Origin of the sequence: Nostoc sp. (assembly GCF_036917675.1) — a bacterium.
Taxonomy (GTDB): Bacteria; Cyanobacteriota; Cyanobacteriia; order Cyanobacteriales; family Nostocaceae; genus Nostoc.
Genome location: NZ_JBALCT010000005.1, coordinates 109705 through 128640 on the forward strand (window position 1 = coordinate 109705; position 18936 = coordinate 128640).

Annotated in this window: 16 protein-coding genes and 1 pseudogene; 9 read left to right on the forward strand and 8 right to left on the reverse strand. The window is 42.3% G+C overall.

Annotated elements, in window-relative coordinates:
• Nucleotides 1-547: 547 nt before the first annotated feature.
• Nucleotides 548-2239, reverse strand: coding sequence for an NAD-binding protein (locus tag V7K31_RS02300; RefSeq protein ID WP_335092346.1), 1692 nt, complete (start codon nt 2237-2239; stop codon nt 548-550).
• Between the two features lie 229 nt (nt 2240-2468).
• Here V7K31_RS02300 and V7K31_RS02305 point away from each other — a divergent pair, with 229 nt between their 5' ends.
• From V7K31_RS02305 to V7K31_RS02315, 3 genes are all read left to right on the forward strand, one after another.
• Nucleotides 2469-3569 carry a D-alanine--D-alanine ligase family protein gene (locus tag V7K31_RS02305; protein ID WP_335092347.1) on the forward strand — a complete coding sequence of 367 codons (1101 nt, stop codon included), beginning with the start codon at nt 2469-2471 and terminating at the stop codon, nt 3567-3569.
• Between the two features lie 356 nt (nt 3570-3925).
• On the forward strand, nt 3926-4420 hold the full coding sequence (locus tag V7K31_RS02310) for a hypothetical protein (RefSeq protein WP_335092348.1): 495 nt from the start codon (nt 3926-3928) through the stop codon (nt 4418-4420).
• A gap of 414 nt (nt 4421-4834) precedes the next feature.
• Nucleotides 4835-5242 (forward strand): hypothetical protein, encoded by a 408-nt coding sequence (locus V7K31_RS02315; protein ID WP_335092367.1) that lies wholly within the window; start codon nt 4835-4837, stop codon nt 5240-5242.
• Between the two features lie 147 nt (nt 5243-5389).
• On the opposite strand, the gene V7K31_RS02320 is transcribed toward V7K31_RS02315, so the two are convergent.
• From V7K31_RS02320 to V7K31_RS02335, 4 genes are all read right to left on the reverse strand, one after another.
• Nucleotides 5390-6637 (reverse strand): alpha-L-fucosidase, encoded by a 1248-nt coding sequence (locus V7K31_RS02320; protein ID WP_335092349.1) that lies wholly within the window; start codon nt 6635-6637, stop codon nt 5390-5392.
• Nucleotides 6638-6871: 234 nt separating this feature from the next.
• Nucleotides 6872-7351, reverse strand: a complete 480-nt coding sequence (locus V7K31_RS02325; RefSeq protein WP_335092350.1) for a hypothetical protein — start codon at nt 7349-7351, stop codon at nt 6872-6874.
• 496 nt (nt 7352-7847) lie between these two features.
• Nucleotides 7848-8507: a hypothetical protein gene (locus tag V7K31_RS02330; RefSeq protein ID WP_335092351.1), complete on the reverse strand. Its 660-nt coding sequence runs from the start codon at nt 8505-8507 to the stop codon at nt 7848-7850.
• Between the two features lie 98 nt (nt 8508-8605).
• Nucleotides 8606-9124: a hypothetical protein gene (locus tag V7K31_RS02335; RefSeq protein WP_335092352.1), complete on the reverse strand. Its 519-nt coding sequence runs from the start codon at nt 9122-9124 to the stop codon at nt 8606-8608.
• Nucleotides 9125-9365: 241 nt separating this feature from the next.
• Between V7K31_RS02335 and V7K31_RS02340 the strand changes: the two genes are divergently transcribed.
• From V7K31_RS02340 to V7K31_RS02360, 5 genes are all read left to right on the forward strand, one after another.
• The gene (locus V7K31_RS02340; protein WP_335092353.1) at nt 9366-9500 is read left to right on the forward strand and encodes a hypothetical protein; all 135 of its coding nucleotides are present in this window, start codon (nt 9366-9368) and stop codon (nt 9498-9500) included.
• 49 nt (nt 9501-9549) lie between these two features.
• Nucleotides 9550-10671: an alpha/beta hydrolase gene (locus tag V7K31_RS02345; protein ID WP_335092354.1), complete on the forward strand. Its 1122-nt coding sequence runs from the start codon at nt 9550-9552 to the stop codon at nt 10669-10671.
• Between the two features lie 172 nt (nt 10672-10843).
• The gene (locus V7K31_RS02350) at nt 10844-11617 is read left to right on the forward strand and encodes a hypothetical protein (RefSeq protein ID WP_335092355.1); all 774 of its coding nucleotides are present in this window, start codon (nt 10844-10846) and stop codon (nt 11615-11617) included.
• A gap of 78 nt (nt 11618-11695) precedes the next feature.
• Entirely contained in the window at nt 11696-11926 is a 231-nt protein-coding gene (locus tag V7K31_RS02355) for a DUF6737 family protein (RefSeq protein ID WP_334825845.1), read from the forward strand.
• 410 nt (nt 11927-12336) lie between these two features.
• On the forward strand, nt 12337-13458 hold the full coding sequence (locus tag V7K31_RS02360; RefSeq protein WP_335092356.1) for a sensor domain-containing diguanylate cyclase: 1122 nt from the start codon (nt 12337-12339) through the stop codon (nt 13456-13458).
• Nucleotides 13459-13588: 130 nt separating this feature from the next.
• On the opposite strand, the gene V7K31_RS02365 is transcribed toward V7K31_RS02360, so the two are convergent.
• From V7K31_RS02365 to V7K31_RS02375, 3 genes and pseudogenes are all read right to left on the reverse strand, one after another.
• Complete coding sequence (locus V7K31_RS02365) at nt 13589-15775, reverse strand: hypothetical protein (protein ID WP_335092368.1); 2187 nt, start codon at nt 15773-15775, stop codon at nt 13589-13591.
• Between the two features lie 151 nt (nt 15776-15926).
• Nucleotides 15927-15986: pseudogene (locus tag V7K31_RS02370) on the reverse strand (helix-turn-helix domain-containing protein); the annotation flags it as partial.
• Between the two features lie 263 nt (nt 15987-16249).
• Entirely contained in the window at nt 16250-16840 is a 591-nt protein-coding gene (locus V7K31_RS02375) for a thioredoxin family protein (RefSeq protein WP_335092357.1), read from the reverse strand.
• A 517-nt stretch (nt 16841-17357) separates the two neighbouring features.
• Between V7K31_RS02375 and V7K31_RS02380 the strand changes: the two genes are divergently transcribed.
• On the forward strand, nt 17358-18936 hold a 1579-nt coding region (locus tag V7K31_RS02380; RefSeq protein ID WP_335092358.1), incomplete at its 3' end, for a DUF4347 domain-containing protein.

Sequence of the window (18936 nt, forward strand, 5' to 3'; positions counted from 1 at the left end):
AAGGATTGCTGGCGTTGCTGAATCAAGGGATGATTCTTGTAGGGTTTGTTATTGCCGAGAGTACGACACCAAAACCTTTGGGTGGTGCGTTAGAAACTGTTACACTGACCGACATCCCGCCCAGAACTAAAGATCAGGGCTGATAGCGAAAGTCCACGCTTAGTGGACTGAATTGATCATTTAGTCTACTAAGCGTGGACTTTCGCTATGAGACTCGGAATGAATTCCGAGGCGGGATAGAAACGCAGTGCGAGATTTATTAATTATAGGGCTTACGCATTGACAGAAAAGACCAAGTATAGATGATTTGAAAAACCACATTCGTCGTAGGAGCAATTCATGAATTTCGCCTACGAGGCGGGTCTATTTACCATCAATGAATTGATTAATAAAAACCTGAACGGCGTATTTACGTTAATACACAACATGATTATTTTGTACAGTGCGTAAGTCCTAAATTAATAAATAAAGATATGGCTGCGGACTTACTTGTGTCTACACCGTAGCCCCACAAGCGGGGTGGGGTGCAATGGCTGTGGGAATCGCCTTAAACGTCTGATTCGCAAACTCCCTTGTCCCGCCACAATTGATATAGCCGCGTCGCTGGCATCGTCATATATAAAACATCTCCAATATCGAGATTAGTTTCTAATAAGTCCCAGCCATGAAGGCTTTGGTGGTTTTTTTCTACGTATAAAGGGACACATTCAGCAGACATAGCTACATCTTTCACCCACTTACCACAAAAGGCGTGTGAAGGTGTAATCACAGTTGCAAAAGCCACCCAAAGACTATCTGCTGTGATGCCATTGCCAAGGATGCGTCCCCCTAGTGCAGCAGCAGCAAAAGCTGGGGCTGCTAGTTCAGCCGAACTCAGTACGGCCTCGAAGCCAAATAGCTGTTGGGCTATGCCAGCAAAATCGGGATCGGCATAATGAACAATCACCGGAATGCTGGGTGTCAAGCCTTTGGCTTTGAGGGCAATTTCCAGATTGGTAGCATCATTGCTAGTAACAGCAAGGACTGCGGCGGCAGAGTCTATATTGCTGGCTTTAAGTATTGTGCGGAAACTGGCATCACCCTGAATCACAGGAATACCGAGTTCGCGGGCGGTGTTGATATATTTGTTGTTGGAGTCGGGTTCAACTACTACAACTTCATGTCCACTGGCGTGGAGTTGCTGGACAATTCTTAGCCCAATACCACTCAGTCCACAGACAATATAGTGCGATCGCTGGGGAATTCGGGCTGCATCCCAAAATTGCTTAAAGCGGCTTCCTAAGACAAAATCGGTGAGCATTGCATACCAAATACCAATCACCACTGCTCCAACTAGCATCATCACAACAGTAAATAACTTAATACTGTTAGGAGCATTTTCTACTACTTTGTCATTACCACCCGCTCCGGTAATCATGCCTACAGAAAAATATAGAGCATCCACAGCAGACACATTCAACTCAGCCGACATATAGGTGAGTGTAGCAATCCCAATAACCGCCAATAGTACAATCGCACCCACGATTACCGATCGCCCGTGTTGCTGAAACTGCCTCAGATTAGTTAGGACTTTCAGCAGTTTTTTAATCAATGATCTCCGGGGAGAACGGATGCGGGGTTGTGTACCAACAATTAAGCGATCGCCCACCCTGATCTCTTGTCCAGATATTACACCTGACACCAAATCCATCTCACCTTCTACTGGCAAGTAATAAATTAGCATCCGCGATCGGTCTTCCCACAATTCACTCAGCTTTAAACCTTTCCAGAAGTGGTTTTCATCAATGTATTCTTCGTGAATCGGCCAAGTTTGCTGAAATAATTTAATTTGTCCGATCGCTCGGTTTCCCAGTGCTGCAAAAGTGAATACGGGTGCTGCTAATCCTACAACACTCAGACTCAAATGATCTGGCAAACTTTGATCTAGGCGCTCCCCCAAATTTGTATTATAAAAACGGTTGATAATCCGAATCTGGGGATTCAGCACCCGCGCTTGCATCATTATTGACAAATTCAGAGCATCTTTAGATCCAGCGATTACTAAAGTGTCTGCCTGTTGAATTCCGGCTGCTGTTAGGGTAGAAGCTGCTTGTAAATCGCCAACAATTACATCTGGTGCTGTTTCGCCAGGGATAGATTGGTGATGAATGCCAACAACGGAGGCTCCCTGGTGTCTCAGCAAACGAAAGGTTTTATATCCGGTACGTCCTAAGCCACAAACAATAATTCGGGGTTTCATGAAACGGCAGCATCTTTTATAGTTAAAGCTGCATTTCTAGTTATCTATCAATATTGTTGCCCATTTTCCTGGAATATAACTGTAGCTGATCACACGATTGTTTTAATTGGAGACAGGAGGCAAGGAGGCAGGGGGCAGGAGGCAAAGGCAATAAAATAATATAGAAAAATATGGCAACTTTTGTAGGTTGTGATACGCTATCTCCTTGAGAAGTGTCGAGGAACCGAAAATGACTAAGCTGCGCGTGGGGTTACTGTTTGGCGGTCGTTCGGGAGAACATGAAGTTTCGATCAATTCAGCACGGGCGATCGCTAAAGCCTTAAGTGCACAGGAAAATGCTAATAAGTACGAAATACTGCCTTTTTATATCCAAAAAGATGGACGCTGGCTTGCCGGAGAAGCACCCCAAAAGGTTTTGGAAACCGGCAGTCCACTACTGGAATCTGAACAATCAACTTACCAAGGACATTTGACATCCAACCCTCAAGCCCAAATCCTCAGCAAGTGGCAATCTCCCTCTCAAGTTGCCCAAGTGGATGTTTGGTTTCCCATTCTCCACGGCCCCAACGGTGAAGACGGGACAATTCAAGGGTTACTCACTTTGATGCAAGTCCCCTTTGTTGGTTCTGGGGTGTTAGGTTCGGCAATGGGAATGGATAAAATTGCCATGAAAATGGCTTTTGAGCAAGCCGGACTAGCGCAGGTAAAATACAAGGCGATAACTAGAGCGCAAGTTTGGTCTAATCCTTGCGTATTTCCGAAACTCTGTGATGAAATTGAGGCAGCATTAGGTTATCCGGCTTTTGTTAAACCTGCTAATTTGGGTTCATCAGTGGGTATTGCCAAAGTGCGATCGCGTCCAGAATTAGAAGCCGCTTTAGATAATGCTGCCAGTTATGATCGACGGCTAGTTGTAGAAGCTGGTGTTGTAGCGAGGGAAGTCGAGTGTGCCGTTTTAGGTAATGATCAACCCCAAGCCTCTGTCATTGGAGAGATTACTTATGACAGCGATTTTTATGATTATGAAACTAAATATACTGAAGGTAGAGCAGATTTACTGATACCTGCACCAATTCCAGATGCGATCGCTCGTAAAATTCAGGATATGGCTTTGCAAGCTTTTGCAGCTGTTGACGCTGCGGGGTTGGCAAGGGTAGATTTTTTCTATGTGGAAGCGACAAAAGAAGTTTTGATTAACGAAATCAATACCTTACCAGGCTTTACTGCGACGAGTATGTATCCCCAACTCTGGGCTGATAGTGGAGTCTCCTTTCCAGAGTTAGTTGATCGGTTAATTCAACTGGCGATCGCTAGACATTCTCCTAGCTGATGGAGAAAATAAGCGAACTGATTTCAGATTATTACGGCAAAAAGTCATCAGAAATACAGAATTGTGGCAAAAGTTAGCCAGATTTGGTAACGTATATTTTACAAAAAAGCTACTGAAATCTGAATTTTTTTACGGATACCTGATGCTTGACTCCTCCAGTACAATTTATTGACTAGAGGGGTACAAATCTGAAAGTAATCATGGAAAAAAGTCAGAGTGTACAGCGCGAGCCAACCCAACTAAGACGGGCTACTCCAGAGCTGACAAACAGGAAATCGAGACTAAGAAAAAGCTCGAATGTTCTGATATATTTGGTTGCACATCATCCTTGGCTATTGTTAACTGGATTTTTAGCCATGTTTATGGCAGGTGGTGCCTTTGCCCTGTATAGCTTAGGTAACGCTGGCCCGGTAGCACAAGAAGAACCAGAAAAAATCCCAGTTATAGTTGAAGAACCAATCAATGCGCCCTCTGAGAACAGTAATCCTACACCTTTATGGATGGTGGCGGCGATCGTCCTCAGTTGTGGTAGTGGTTGCTTGCTGATTTTCCGAATGCTCAAGTGGATGAAGCAGCCGCAAAAAGTCCAAAAACAGATTAACCGCCATCAGGTACGCTTGGCACAGAGCAATTACCAAAAATTGGAACCACAGCTTCCCAAGAACCAGCCAATTTTTGTGCCACAGCAACAACTGATGCCCCTTATGCAGATGCAACCGAAAACAAAACATCTGGTGACAGTTCTACCAGCAGAACACAAGCACCACTTGGATAAGCGCACAGAACCTTTGGCAGAATTGATGGATCTTCGTAAAGATAGTTCATTATCTGCACTTTTACGCCAGTATTAAATTTACTGTAAAGCAAAAACCTGTCAAAATAATACTTTTTGCGAATTAGGGCACGGTTCTACCGTGCCTTTACTAGTATTTAGCGGTTCTCGCTTCGGTGCAACCTCACCCCGTATTTGAGTAAAGCAAACACTCCCCTCTGCTTACGCCTACGGTGTACACACAAGTCTTTGATGAGGCAATTTACGGTTAAGTCTCATAGCCCCTGAAAAACCTCACCCTGGTTTTACGTAGTAAAACCTGTCCCTCTCCTTACTAAGGAGAGGGATTAAAGATCGGACTCTTTGAGGTTCGGCGAACGCGCTTAAAAAATAATATTGCTGAAAAGGAAAGGAGTTACTCGACGCAGAAAAAGCAGCAGCCCGTCCGGTTAAACTGATAAGGACGAAAATAGCAGATTAGGCAGTGAATAATATAGTGCGGTTAGTTTTGACAGCAATATTGCTGGTGCTGGTTACAGCTTGTGGCAGTATTGGACTGCTACCGACTAGCGAGTTAGTGCAAAAAGCGATCGCACTTGGGCTAGAGCAAACTCAACAAAAACTTAGCCAACAGTTGGATCTAGATTTTCAAGGATTTGAAATCAAGCGGCTATCAATTACCCAGGAACAACCCCAGACGATTGAAAATTTACCAGCTTTCCGGGTTCGGGGAACCTACGACTTGATTCTTAAGCTACCAAAACGGCGCTTGACGCAACCACAACAACCCTTTGACGTTTACCTGCAAATTCAGCAAGAAGGTAAAACTTGGCGATCGCTAATTCCAGAAAAAGGTAGTAAAGGTACTCAATCAATTTGGCGTAGCTATCTCATCCAGTAATTGGTACTTAATGATAGAAATTAACCTGAGTTCGCGGGAAGCTGAAACCTTTATTCTGTCGTTAGTTTTGACAGTGTAAAAGCCTTATTATTTTGTCCAAGTAATCAAATTTGAGTCCTTAACCCGAACTGACGTTACATTAATTACTCAAGAATCAATATCAATACAAATCACTGTAACGTATGGATTAATTACTGATTCAGGTACATCAATTGTTAATTCTCCTAACGGATTAGAATTAAAGATAGAATCAATAATTGCACAACGACTTGTATAGGTTAGTGCTGTGCCGTCAGCAAGAACAAACACAGATTTTACTCGTTTGATTGGTATACCCCTAACTGATATTGTCTCGTAAGGTTTCATTAATAGGTGTAGATAAATGCGAACGCCCTTACGAGTTGAGGGGCCATAAAATTGCCACGGTTCTAATCCTGGGGTTGTATCAAGTATACTTTCACAGTGGCTAGACATCCAATCGGCTATATCTTTGAGACGCTCTAACTGCTCAGGAGGGATTTGTCCATTACCCATTGGACTAACATTGAGCAAGAGGTTGCCTCCTTTGCCTGCTACTTCGCAAAGGGTATGAATCAATTGACGAGAGGATTTGAAGTTGCAATCATCTGAGTTATATCCCCAACTCTCGTTAATAGTCAGACAGGTTTCCCAAGAATGAGCAGGTGGTTGAGGAGGAATAAACTGCTCAGGAGTTTCAAAGTCTCCACAATTAGGTAGGCGATCGTTAATGAGAATATTAGGTTGTAAATCACGAATCATTTTTGCTAATTCTTGAGCTTGCCATTGCTCTGGAGTGCGTTCCCAACTCCCATCAAACCAAATGATGTCAATTTGACCGTAGTTGGTCAATAATTCTCGTATCTGATTGAACAGCAACTGAATATATCGCTCCCACTGTTGTGGTGTAGGTTGAGGTAGTTGGTCAAAGCGATAAGGTTTATCTGCCTCTGTAAAAGCCGGATAGTCAGGATGATGCCAGTCACTAAGAGAAAAATAAAGACCAATACGCAATCCTACAGAGCGCATCGCTTCGATAAATTCACGTACAATGTCTTTTTTATAAGGTGCAGATGCAATTGAAAAGTCTGATTGTTGGGTATGAAATAGGGCAAAACCATCATGATGCTTGGCTGTTAATATGGCATATTTCATTCCTAGACTTTTTGCTAAATGTGCCCATTCTTGAGGATTGTATTGTTGTGGATTGAAAGTATTAGCTGTGTAGTGATATTTATCAACTGGAATATTTTGGCAAAAGGGAAGGCTGAATACACCCCCAACTAACGGCCAAGATAACTCACACCCTTGTTGAGAACTATGTCCCCAATGAATAAACATCCCCAATCGAGCTGTATCAAACCAGTTATTTATCATGGTGAAATTTGGTAATAATTCTGCTTAATTCGGAGCTATTTCTGCGAATGCATCTTACTACATAATATACAGATTTTGGTTATTGTTATTTGTTGGCTGAGGTGAAAATGCGATCGCCCCTTTCAGTTTCAAGCGAGGAAACACTTAAGGAAACAGGCCGACGCTATGTCTGTTTTCCTCTCTACGAGACGCTGCGCGAACGCCACAACTGGCTAGTGCGGAACTCCCCACCCTCTACCATCTTCGATAGTGACCCCATCTGTAGCCCCCTCTTCCAAATCCGAAGTTGATGCCAAAAGTAGGATAGGGCGACCCGTAGATGGCATAGGGGTTGTAGATGTAAGCAGGAGGAGGCGCTACGGTGTAATAACCATCTTCATTACAAACCTGAGTAGTCTGTTGCACAATTGTTTTAGATACAACATTCTCTTGCCCAGCATAAGGTAGATTCAAATAACCATCCTGAAAACCACGAGCAAATTCACCTCCCGCAGTCCGAGGTTTATAAGCTTCTCTGTTCCGAGCGCTTTGTTCTCCTTCTCGATAACCATTTGCATAAGCATGGGGGTGGTCAGGCGCCGATTCTTTGAGTACCCTATTGTCAGTAACAGGATGACAATAAACAACCCTATCAGCTTTAGCGGCTTGGGGAAAAAGTAAAGATGTTGAGCCAGCGATTAAACTAAATATTGCAGCAAAAACTATTTTCTTCACAGCCTTTAACCTCATTTATGCTTAATGCTCTAACCCCTTTAACTTTAATTATAAAACCTGAATTATCAGGTGACATGAGCCAAAAATTAGAAATCCCCTGTCAACACCCCTGTCTTTAGGCTAGAATCCCCTAGCCTAAAGTCTTAGGAATACCACGGCGCAATAGTTTATTTATTCTCCGGCGAGTTCCCGCGCAATGTCCATGTTTGCAGAACGCACACGCTTTTTACCTACTGGCACGTCATACCACGCAGGTAATCATCCTCTAATTTCTCCTCCAGGCGCTGCGCTAACCTCCTCTCGCCAGGGGTCATCCGCATTGAGCAGCTATTGAATAAGGGAATTAGAGTAGCCATAGGTAGATGTTTACACGGTTTTTTATGGGGGCGAGGCGATCGCATACTCTACTTTTCCTCTAAGAACGGTAGGAGAGATCGCTTAATCATGTAATACTCGTTCCTTGGCTTCTTCATCAATTGGTTCACTTTGAAATAAATCAGTAAGATGGTTTTACAAATTCAATAAGAAAAGTATTACCTTGTGCAAATCGGATAGTAATTTGCATGGTAGAAGCTTCAGAATCTTCCAGGTTTAGTGGTTTGCCAATTTGAAAATTTACTGGTTGTTGTTGACCACCATTCACCGCTATATTATCAGCATAAAGATAAGTTCTATCTGATGTATCTAAAATGGGATTCAAACGACCTTTTAAACCTTTAATGTATCCAGTGCTATTAGGAAAAATAACAGAACCAACATTTCCTCTATTTTCCAGTTTTTTTTCTGAATCCTTGTTTGGAGAAAAATTTCTAACTATTATGCCTGCAAAATTTTGATGTGCAACTAAAAGAGTATAATTTTGCTTTGACTTTATCTTCAACTCAGCTATACCATTATTATTTGTTAAACTTTCTAAATATGTATTATTATTACCTATTAATATTACTTGTGCATTCTTGATAGGAGTATTATTATTACCATGAATAAATATCTTAGCAGATATAGTATTTATAGCTGATGCGTTTTTTTGAGAAGCTGGTTGAAATTTAGCTTGATTATGAGTTATATTAGCTGATATTGGTGAGTATGATAAAGCTAATGTATTGATAATTAAGAAAGTTGATAAAAGTTTTAAGAATGGTGATTGTATTTTCATCTTTTCCTTCACTAATTTGGTAGTTCAATATTATTTTTATTTATAAATTTGATAGAGCGATCGCTAACCTCTCAACTCATGTACACGTTGATAACTATCTAAGCTTGAATTGAAGTTTGAGCCTGTCTTGATTGTGTATTGCTAGGTGTATTTAACCTGCGGGATAATGCCAGCACATTCATAGCAAACTGCTGATAAAGTTCTGGGGACTTATTCATAAAAATAACAATTGCATTGCGATGACTGTAAAATGCTAAATATCGACGTTTATTAGTTATTGCATAGACAATTAGGGCTACTGCTGCAACAAGTAAAATGAAACCTAGTACAGAAGAGTTACTGAATGCACCCAAAGCTGAAAAAGCTAGGAATCCTCCAAAACCCAATAATGCATAAATAGGGGCTTCTAATGTTTCTACTGAATCAATATTTTGAATGCGTATCCAAGTGTTTCTCTTTTCTAACCCAGTTTTTGCTGTCCCAACAAGAGTATCGCCTGTAACTTTGACAATAATTGTTCCTCTTGCTGGCACTAAGATATTTCCCCAAACTTGGGCGGGAGCGCCTGTGATTTCAACGACTTGCTGATTAGTTCTCATGTTTGTATCACCGTTCATTAGATGCCTCACATGATGTTTAAAATTGCTGTCAACAGTTAGATATAGAAACTAAAATAATTCCGCTAATTTTCTTGGCAGCTTAAGCAGCCAATGCTGTATTATTTGCTATATATTAACCATGCAAAATCTCCGCTTTCATCAGTAAATACGCGTAATTTGTGTTTTTTAAGTAAAAATTTCTTGCTTTAATGAAGGGAATTTTTTAAGTGATGCCGAACTTAAATTATCAGAGGAAAAGTTGGCAAACAGCGATGTCTACGACGGGCTGCGCCTACGCTCTCCTTTGTCCCAGAACTGCTCTGCAAACATGGGAGGCGATCGCTTTATCCGCAGAAGTCCTAATATTTCTAAATACAATAGTAAATCTATTTGAGAAATAAAATGCCAAAATAAGAAGCTGAAGAAGTACTCTGCTAGGATTTATGAGATATTTACATCATTTGGTACTGAGTATATCTACTTGTGTAATACTATTGAAGACAACTTCAATCCCCTGTTTTGCGGCTGAGAAAATTATTTTTCGCTACGGAGTGTTTGAAGAATCGCTACCTGTAGCCGATTTACGCAAGTATGCACAAAAGGGAGAAGTTTCTTCTTCTTTGCAATTTGTTCTCAAATTTTTCAGTTTGTCAGAACAAAAAGAGTTTCATCAAGCGCTACAAGTAAAAATGCCTCTTGAGCTTGCAGCTTTGGATAAGCTGTTAAATACAGAACTTGCGAAAGAAAATCTATCAGTTGTTTCCCAAGGCATTGCTCGTCGTGACAGCGCGGGGGTACAAGCACTAAACGCTGCTGTTATTCTGGGAGCTAATTCTCAAGAAGGTTTGGGAATTATTAGCTTTCTAGAAGCTTATCCCAGTCAAAGACTAGTTATTAACATTCCAGCAGTGTTAAAGATAGCAAGCAAGTTAAATATATTTTCAAATGAAATCCCGCCTAAAGATAACTTAAGTTCTACATCTTTATGGCAAATATCAGTTCAATATCAGGAATTTGTGACGGAAGGAAAGGAATTTTCTGCTTGCTTATTTGGGGATTCTGTAACTGCTGAACTAGGGAAAACTCTGGGGAAAGGAACTTTTAATTTTGCTTTAGATGGTTTAAGTGGAATTTCACTTGTTGAGCAGCTGAAACTACTAATTCCAAATAAAATTAAATGTGAAAAAGCTGTGATAGCTATTGGAGGGAATGATGCTTGGTATGGATTGAGTGATACTTTGTTTGCGAATAAACTTCAAGAATCAATTTCCTTAGTGCAAAAGTTAGGCAGTCATCAAATATTTTTAATTCCCGCTTTTTACTCAACAGTTGCAGCAAGTGTTGATCCTAGAATTTCGGCAACAAATTATCGGGTAAAACAGATTAATAAAGTAATGAATCAAGTTGCAGTTAAAAATCAGATCCCATTTGAAATTTCAGAAGTTGAGTCGTTAAATCAGAACGATGCTTTGAAAGATAACTTCAGTTCAGAAGATGGCGCTCATTTGAATAACCAAGGAATAAATATTTATCGGCAGGCTTTATTAAAGATTTTAGGTAAATAATAAGATTTGATGAAGATAATACAGGGCATTCATGGGTGAGGATGGCTAATGTGTGAATTCCCCATTTGGGTTGGTGGATATGTGCTACTAGAAAAACCATCACAACCATTTCCGTATAAATGCTAGGTTACAGTCATGATCGAGGTGATAGTTTCACTGGAGACAGGACAAGATGTATATTAACTTTTTCATCAGTTCCATTGCTGGAATTGTGGTTGTGGTGCTAGCGGCTTTTGGCTTACTGCAATGGTTGCACATCCCTGCTGGTAACTTTCTTGACTGGGTGATTGGTGGTGCTAGTTTTTGGTGGCTGTTGGTAATTGTTACCGTACCGTGGAATGTGCATTTTCAAGCCAAAGAAGTCTTAGCAGAAGCAGCACAATCAACTCAAAAAGGAATTTCAGTCGATGAGAAACAAGTGAAGTATGTCACAATGTTGGCAAAGCGATCGCTCTGGGTTGCCATTGCTTTACACTTATTCTCAGCCGTTGGTCTTTATACTCTGGCTGCCACTGGCATTAGTACGGTTGGGTATATCAGTTCTGGTGCAGCTTTGTTATTAACAATTCTGCGTCCAGCGATTCGAGCTTATGAGTATTTATATGCACGGTTAGCGATGATTCGCCAAGAATGGAAATATCCGCGCGAAGATATTTTTGAACTGCGCGATCGCTTCTCTATATTGGAACAAAAAATCCAGTCATTGGAAGAGCAGCTCAACCCGGAACAATCTTATTCCTTACCCGCGACTCAACAACGCTTTGCCGAAGAAACTCGCAGAGATTTAGCTCGAATGGCGGCTAATTTAGAAGAATTACGGGCGACAAATCAAACTGAACATGAGCGTTTGGGAAGAGAGGCAAGAAATGCGATCGCGCAACTTTCAACTGACGGGCAATTTCTTGATCATGTCCGCGAAATTATTCGATTCTTTAAGACCGCTTAATTGTTGCTTTTTTTGTGTTGTAAATTGGTAATTTACCATCGTCTAAAATGCCAGAACCGGAAAATTTGGAGTTTATCAATGTCTGAACAAAAGCCCGTAAGCCCGTGGAATTACAAACCTTGGTGGTGTCAGCCCTGGTCTATAGTTCTCACAGGTGTAACACTGATTGGTGGTAGCTGGTTACTATTTAAAACTATCTGGCTAACAGTTCTCGTCTCTATCCCTGTAGTGACGTGGATGGGATTTTTTGTGTTATTTTGGCCGCAACTAATGATTCGCAGTGGGATTTTGGAGTCATATAAAGACTAATTCGAGCCTGATCTGATACTGAAAATTGCTCCCGGTAGAGAAAATTATTCCACCGTGTTAATAGATTTGAGTGCGGCTCTTTTAGAAACTCGTTTTTGAGTATCTGGATGTAAATCTTCTGTACGCATAATTACACCCTTTCCATCCACGCTAATAACTATAATTTCTCCTGTTTGTCAAGTTGTGACGAAGAACTCTGGCAGTATAATAAGCTTTGATAATTTTTCGCATATACTGATCATTTCCAACCTGACTTTGGGCAAAAGAGCTTGTAAGGATCTATATACTCAGGGAATTTGTACAGTGAAAGTTAGGGTGATATGAGCAACAGAGCAAACCAAAGGCATGAAGAACATCATGCAATACAATATTTCTCTATATTCAAGCGAATATTAACTTTTGTTGCACAGATGTTTAGATCACGCAGCCTTGATGCTATAGGGGTAATCCGGCGTTTGTTGCAAATTTTCCACCATACCAGACTTTCCTGGCTAAAGCTCAGACACTCATCTGTAAAAACACAAGCTGCTCCTCTACCTGAAAATGAAGCAGAAAGGCTCAAAGCATTGGCTGATTACAATATTCTGGATACCCTACCTGAACAAGCATTTGATGACCTAACTGCTCTTGCTGCCTACATTTGTAAGACTCCAATTGCTTTAATTAGCTTAATAGATACCGATCGCCAATGGTTTAAATCTAAAGTTGGACTAAAAGCTACGGAAACACCCAGAGAGTTGGGTTTTTGTGCCTATGCCATTCTTCAACCAGACGATATATTAGTGGTTCCGAATGCGCTCAAGGACGATCGCTTTAATAACAATCCCCTAGTCAAAGGTAATCCCAATATTCGTTTTTATGCTGGTGTCCCACTAGTTACACCTAATGGTTTTGCGATCGGAGCGTTGTGTGTGATCGATACCATTCCTCGTATCCTAAGTTACGAGCAGTTGGATGCACTGCGCCGCCTAACTCGGCAGGTGATCGCTCAGATGGAACTGATTCAGGAAGTTCGCAACCGCAAACAAGCAGAGATGGAAGGAAGGCAGTTATCGCTGACAGATGAACTAACAGGTTTGCATAACCGACGTGGGTTCTTTTTGTTGGCTGAACAACAGTTAAAGACTGCTCACTGCATGAAAGTTTTTTGCTGGGTGATCTTCATTGATTTAGATGGGCTAAAACTGATTAACGACACCCTTGGTCACGACATGGGAGATGCCTTGATTGTTGATGCTGCTCAATTACTCAAGCAAAGTTTTCCGAACTCGGATATTGTTGCTCGCTTAGGTGGAGACGAGTTCATTGTTTTCATCTCCAGCTACTTTCAGGACGCTGATAGCATCCAAGCGTGTCTGCAAGCAAATATCGCCAACTTTAATCAACAGCAAAACCGTAGTTATGAACTCTCGATGAGTATAGGGATAGAGCGTTACTCACCAGAAAGCAATATGTCACTAGAAGAACTAATCGCCAGGTCTGACGAATTAATGTACGCTGAGAAACATCTCAAGCGACAATCTATTGGATGAAGAGGGCGAGAAAACTCGGTTTTAAAACTCCAATCGGATCAGACGAGAGTTGAAATTAAATAATAAAGAAATCTCGAAGATGCGTGGCATTGCTGCATTTAAGCGACTTGTTTACAACTTTGGTCTAGATTTATAAAAAAGCTTTCTGGTGGCAATCCACATATTGCTGAAGTTCTTGTCGCCAAGAAACATCATTAGATGAAATCGGATTCAGAAACTTTGTCATCAGCTGACGAGCAACATCGATGCGTCCGGCTTTTGCATAAAGTCGCACAATTGGTAGGAGAAGGCTGACGTTAGGTTTCTTTTGGTTATTGAGAACATTTACAGCCCGTTCGAGCGTTTTTATTGCTTCTTCAGGGCGATCGCGGTCGAGGTAAGCTTTAGCAAGTTGAGATGCTTGAGCTAAAAATAATTCTGGCGCTCCGTAGCTATACTGTAAATCAACCACTTGCTGAACAATGGATAAATTACCCACTGCTAACGCTGTAGATACCAGATTGCCAATGCTTGCGTCTTTGTAAGCATCCTGAGAATTCTCCTGGAGCGTTTTCCAGGCTGCTTCGACTTGATTGGCACTCAAAAACTCTTGCGAGATTAAGGACGGCATAGAGATCACATTGGGATCGGTAGATGACGATAAAGCCCATTTGACAGCAGTTTGACGAGTCGTTTCCGCAGCGGCTGTTTCTCCAGCATTAGTATAAGCACGAGCTATTGCTGCATAAGCTTCGGCACGAGTCTCAATTTCTTTGATGTTTGATGACAAGCTTAAAGCTTTCGCAAATATCATCTGAGCTGGAGTTTTTTGTCCACTTTTGGCAAATACTGTGGCAACCTGTCCCAATGTATCAATTGCAGAAGAATACCCTGGCCTTTGACGCGGAATCCGCTCTGCAATAGAGATGGCTTTGTTGGGTTGGTTCTGTTTAGCGTAAGCAATTGCCAGAGATTGGAGTAATTCAATCCGGCGCTCAGGGTTTTTTGACAAGCGTTGAACAAAAGGTGCGATCGCATCTAGGGCATTAATTTCAGCAGCAAAGCTAATAGGTGGTTCAACTTTTGCAAATGCGTTCTGGGCAAGTAATTGCTCAAAAGCTGTTTTGGCTTCTAGGAGATTGCCATCGCTAATCGCTGTCATTAGAAGGTCGTCAAGACGCAAATTTCGAGATGCCGCAAGTTGCACGAATTGGGCGATCGCTCTTAAGGCTTTTTCAGGTTGGTTACGGCGGCGATATTCGCCTGCGGCTGGCAACGAATAGTCGCTACGCAAATCGATAACTCCCACTCCTTCAAGTGTCGGCAACCCCGTGAAAAGGCGATCGGGATTGCCCCCAGCTTTTAAGTAGGCGGACAAAAAGTGATCGTTTGTCATCCCCCTGTGCACTACACTAAATCCATCCTTAAAGAGTTTATCAGCCTGTTCGGTCTGTTTAGCGCGATCGTAAGCAGCAACTAAACGTCCGTAGGGAGCATCATCATCAGGAAAGGTTCTTTTAAAATAAAGGTTGGCTCGTGATAGCTGATTTAATTGTAGATACAGCGCAATCAGGTCTGAATTGACGATTTGTCCTGCGGGGGTAGCTTTGGCAAGACGGTCGGCAAGTAGAAGTGCTTTTTGCGATTGGTTGGTGTTGGCATAAACGCGGGCTAAAGATAAACTTGGGACGCTAGGGGAAAGAACGGTTTCAATTTGCGGCAACTGTGGGACAATAGCTTTGGACAGTCCCAGATCCACAACTGCATCAAGAAGCTTGGTTAATTGAACAGCGCGGCCTTGCACATCGGTAGACTTTAATGCCTTGGCGATCGCCTGGTTGAGAAGTAGACCAGCACGGTCATTACCCTGTAACTGTTGGTAATAGCCTGCTAGTTTGCCAGTCATTTCTGCCCGTAAAGTCAACGATGGCAACTTTTCAATCCGATTTGCTAATTGGTCGAAAATGGCAGTGAGTTGAGGTTTCTGACTCTTGGGTAGTGCTTTGAGCAATGCATCCATTCGGGCCGGAGCACCTGTGTCAGGCGGTCCTGGATCTGGCTTTTCGATCAACCATTGTCCTAACTCCTGCTGTATAGCTAAATCTAAGGAACTGGGTGATACTGCGATCGCTTGGAGTTCATCAAGTTGACGTGCCACTGCATCTGTAGCAACAGTTTCGGGCAATGGCTTTACCGGATACCAGTCGGCATAACTGCGCTCGTTGTTCAACAAAGTTTGGCAGGTTTGATTGGAGATTTGTGCTTGTACTAATGAAAAGGGGAAGGAAGTTGCGATCGCAAGGCTGAAAATGGGAACTATTTTGAACAAGGGGTGCATAGGTCTGAATTGGCGTAAATGGCTCAACAGTAGAAAGCTGACGGTGTGGCGATCGGCGAGCGCACATATTAAATCTCTGTTTGTGCAGTCGATTTAGTGAAGCCAAACATCGGTAAATAGCCAAAGGTGAAGGCGTAGTACGTAAGTTTTCCCACCGATTAATCGTGGGATACGTGACACCCAACTTTGCTTTTAACTGTTCTTGTGCCAACCCCAGTTAAAAGCCGCAATTCCCGAACTTGCTGGCTTCTAGCTGGTCTATTACCAAAGGTTTTTTGATGCTTATCTGGCTAGTGAATTTCAAAAACACACATAAATAAAGCAAGTGATATCTCATTTGCTATAACCTAGCGACATTAAGCATCTTCTTCACCCCGTAAAAATACGGGACCTTATTTTGCTTTTCTCAAATAAAATTAGCATTTAGGCAAAAGTACACGCCCTCCGGGGCTGCTACCCCGTGCCTCCAAAGTGTTAATTTACCACTTGGCTGCCATGAGTGCGGGGATCATCTTGACTAGCTGTTGGTGCTACTGGGGCTGAGAATTTGGAAACTTTCCCGCTAGCTTGAGCATAGGGGAGAGACGAACCAGTAACTAAAGCTTCTAAGTTGCTAGCCATAATCCTCCGAGGTTGATCGCCGATCGCTTGGGCTATGGTTTCCCCTTGCTGACTCAAAAATACAAAATGGGGAATCCCATCCACCCGATATTTCAGCATTTCTGGTAGCCACTTGATATTATCCACATTCAGCATGACAAAATTCATCTTGTCTGCATACTGTGTTTCTAGTTGAGTGATATCCGGTGCCATTTTCTGACAGACAGTACACCAATCAGCATAAAATTCCACTAGAGATGGTTTGCCGTTGCTGACGGCTACTTCTAACGGTGTGGACGCATCACTTAATTTGGCAAGAGAAGCTGAGGTTTTTTCAGTTCGTAATCCTAAGACGAGGGCAACGCTGAGGGCGATCGCTACCATTACAATTAAGAAGTTTCTCAAACGCTTCCCGAATGCGGATTCAGACTGATCGGGAGAATTAACAGGTGAATCAGTACTCATAACAGAATGATTAAAACTTATTAAGCTATTTCTTCTTCAGTTTAGCTGACCATTATAGGACAATGGACAAGAGGTGTTGTCTCACCATCCCCAAGTTTTGCGGCAACTTCATCGGGTTTCATGCGCCGAGTAAAGCTGAGATGTAGTCGCTTGTTTGCAGGTGGGGTTTGAATCCCCATCTGAACAGGACTTACGCAACTGGCACTGTGCGATCGCTAATAAAGCCTTTGCATAAGTCGTAAGCTGGATATAATCTAGTGTATTTACTGAGGTTTTATTCTAATTTCGAGAATAAAGTTTATAGCGCCTCACTTTGCTAACCAAGAAGAATATTACTTTTACTAACTATAGCAATCCTAAATTAGTTGTAAAAAAAATACCCCCTTTCCTCAGTGCCTTGGGGAATTAAGGAGGGTAGCAACAATTTCAAATTTTCACCAATGATTAGGATTGCTAAATCTTGGAATCTCAATAGAAACAGGTATGAGGCAACCAAATATCATACTTCAAAATAATTATGACCGGATCATTTACGAATGCCACTAACTTCCTAGCTGGGACAACTCCTAATTCCGTTGGAGTGACAAATATTGGCGGTAATAACAAACTCTACTTGATGGTAGGTAACTATATTGAGGCAAATCAAGACTTGCATGAGCAAATACCTGCGACTCAACTAGTTTTTATTGACTCACAGGTTGAGAACTACCAAAGTCTGGTAGCAGGTGTTTTGCCCAACACGACTATTGTCGTTCTAGATCCAAACCGGGATGGTATTGAGCAAATTAGCCAAGTATTGGCATTTCATCGAGAAGTTAACAGCCTGCACATTGTTTCACACGGCGCACCTGGGCGAGTTTATTTGGGGAACAGTCAACTTAGCCATGAACTGCTCAATCGCTATGCTTGGCAACTCATGGGTTGGGCAAATACCTTGAGTGCAGATGCACAACTACTGCTGTATGGTTGTGAGGTTGCTCAAACAGAGCAAGGGATGGCATTTGTCCATCGTTTAAGTGAACTGACTGGTGCGGTAGTAGCGGCATCTAATGACTTAACGGGAAGTGCTTTATTAGGTGGTAACTGGGAACTGGAAGTCTGTACCGGGGCGATCGCTTCTCCTTTGGCGTTCCAGAAACAAGTAATGGCAGCCTACTCCTCAGTACTAGGAAAAGTATATCTCGACCCTAGCTTTAACACTACTGGTAAAGTTACTACTGACTTTAACAATAGTTATGACAGTGGCTACAGCATCACCGTCCAATCTGACGGCAAGATTCTGGTGGCGGGAGAGAGCGATAACGGTAGCAATGATAACTTTGCGATCGCCCGTTACAACAGCAATGGCACTCTCGACACCAGCTTCAACGCTACTGGTAAAGTTACTACCAACTTTAACGGCACTAATGCTGTTGGCTACAGCATCACTGTGCAAGATGACGGTAAGATTCTGGTGGCGGGAGAGAGCGATAACGGTAACAATGATGACTTGACGATCGCCCGTTACAACAGCAATGGTACTCTCGACACCAGCTTCAACACTACTGGTAAAGTTACTACCGACTTTTACAACAGTTCTGACGGTGGCTACAGCATCACCGTCCAATCTGACGGCAAGATTCTGGTGGGGGGAACTAGCTATAACGTTAGCAATTATGACTTTGCGATCGCTCGTTACAACAGCAATGGCACTCTCGACACCAGCTTCAACGCTACTGGTAAAGTTACTACCGACTTTAACAAAAGTTCTGACAGTGGCAAAAGCATCACCGTTCAATCTGACGGCAAGATTCTCCTGGCGGGAACTAGCGATAACGGGAGCAATTATGACTTTGCGATCGCTCGTTACAACAGCAATGGCACTCTCGACACCAGCTTCAACGCTACTGGTAAAGTTATTACCGACTTTAACAACAGTTATGACGATGGCAAAAGCATCACCGTGCAAGATGACGGCAAGATTCTGGTGTCGGGAAGTAGCGGCGATAACGGGAGCAATTCTGACTTTGCGATCGCTCGTTACAACAGCAATGGCACTCTCGACACCAGCTTCAACGCTACTGGTAAAGTTATTACCGACTTTAACAACAGTTATG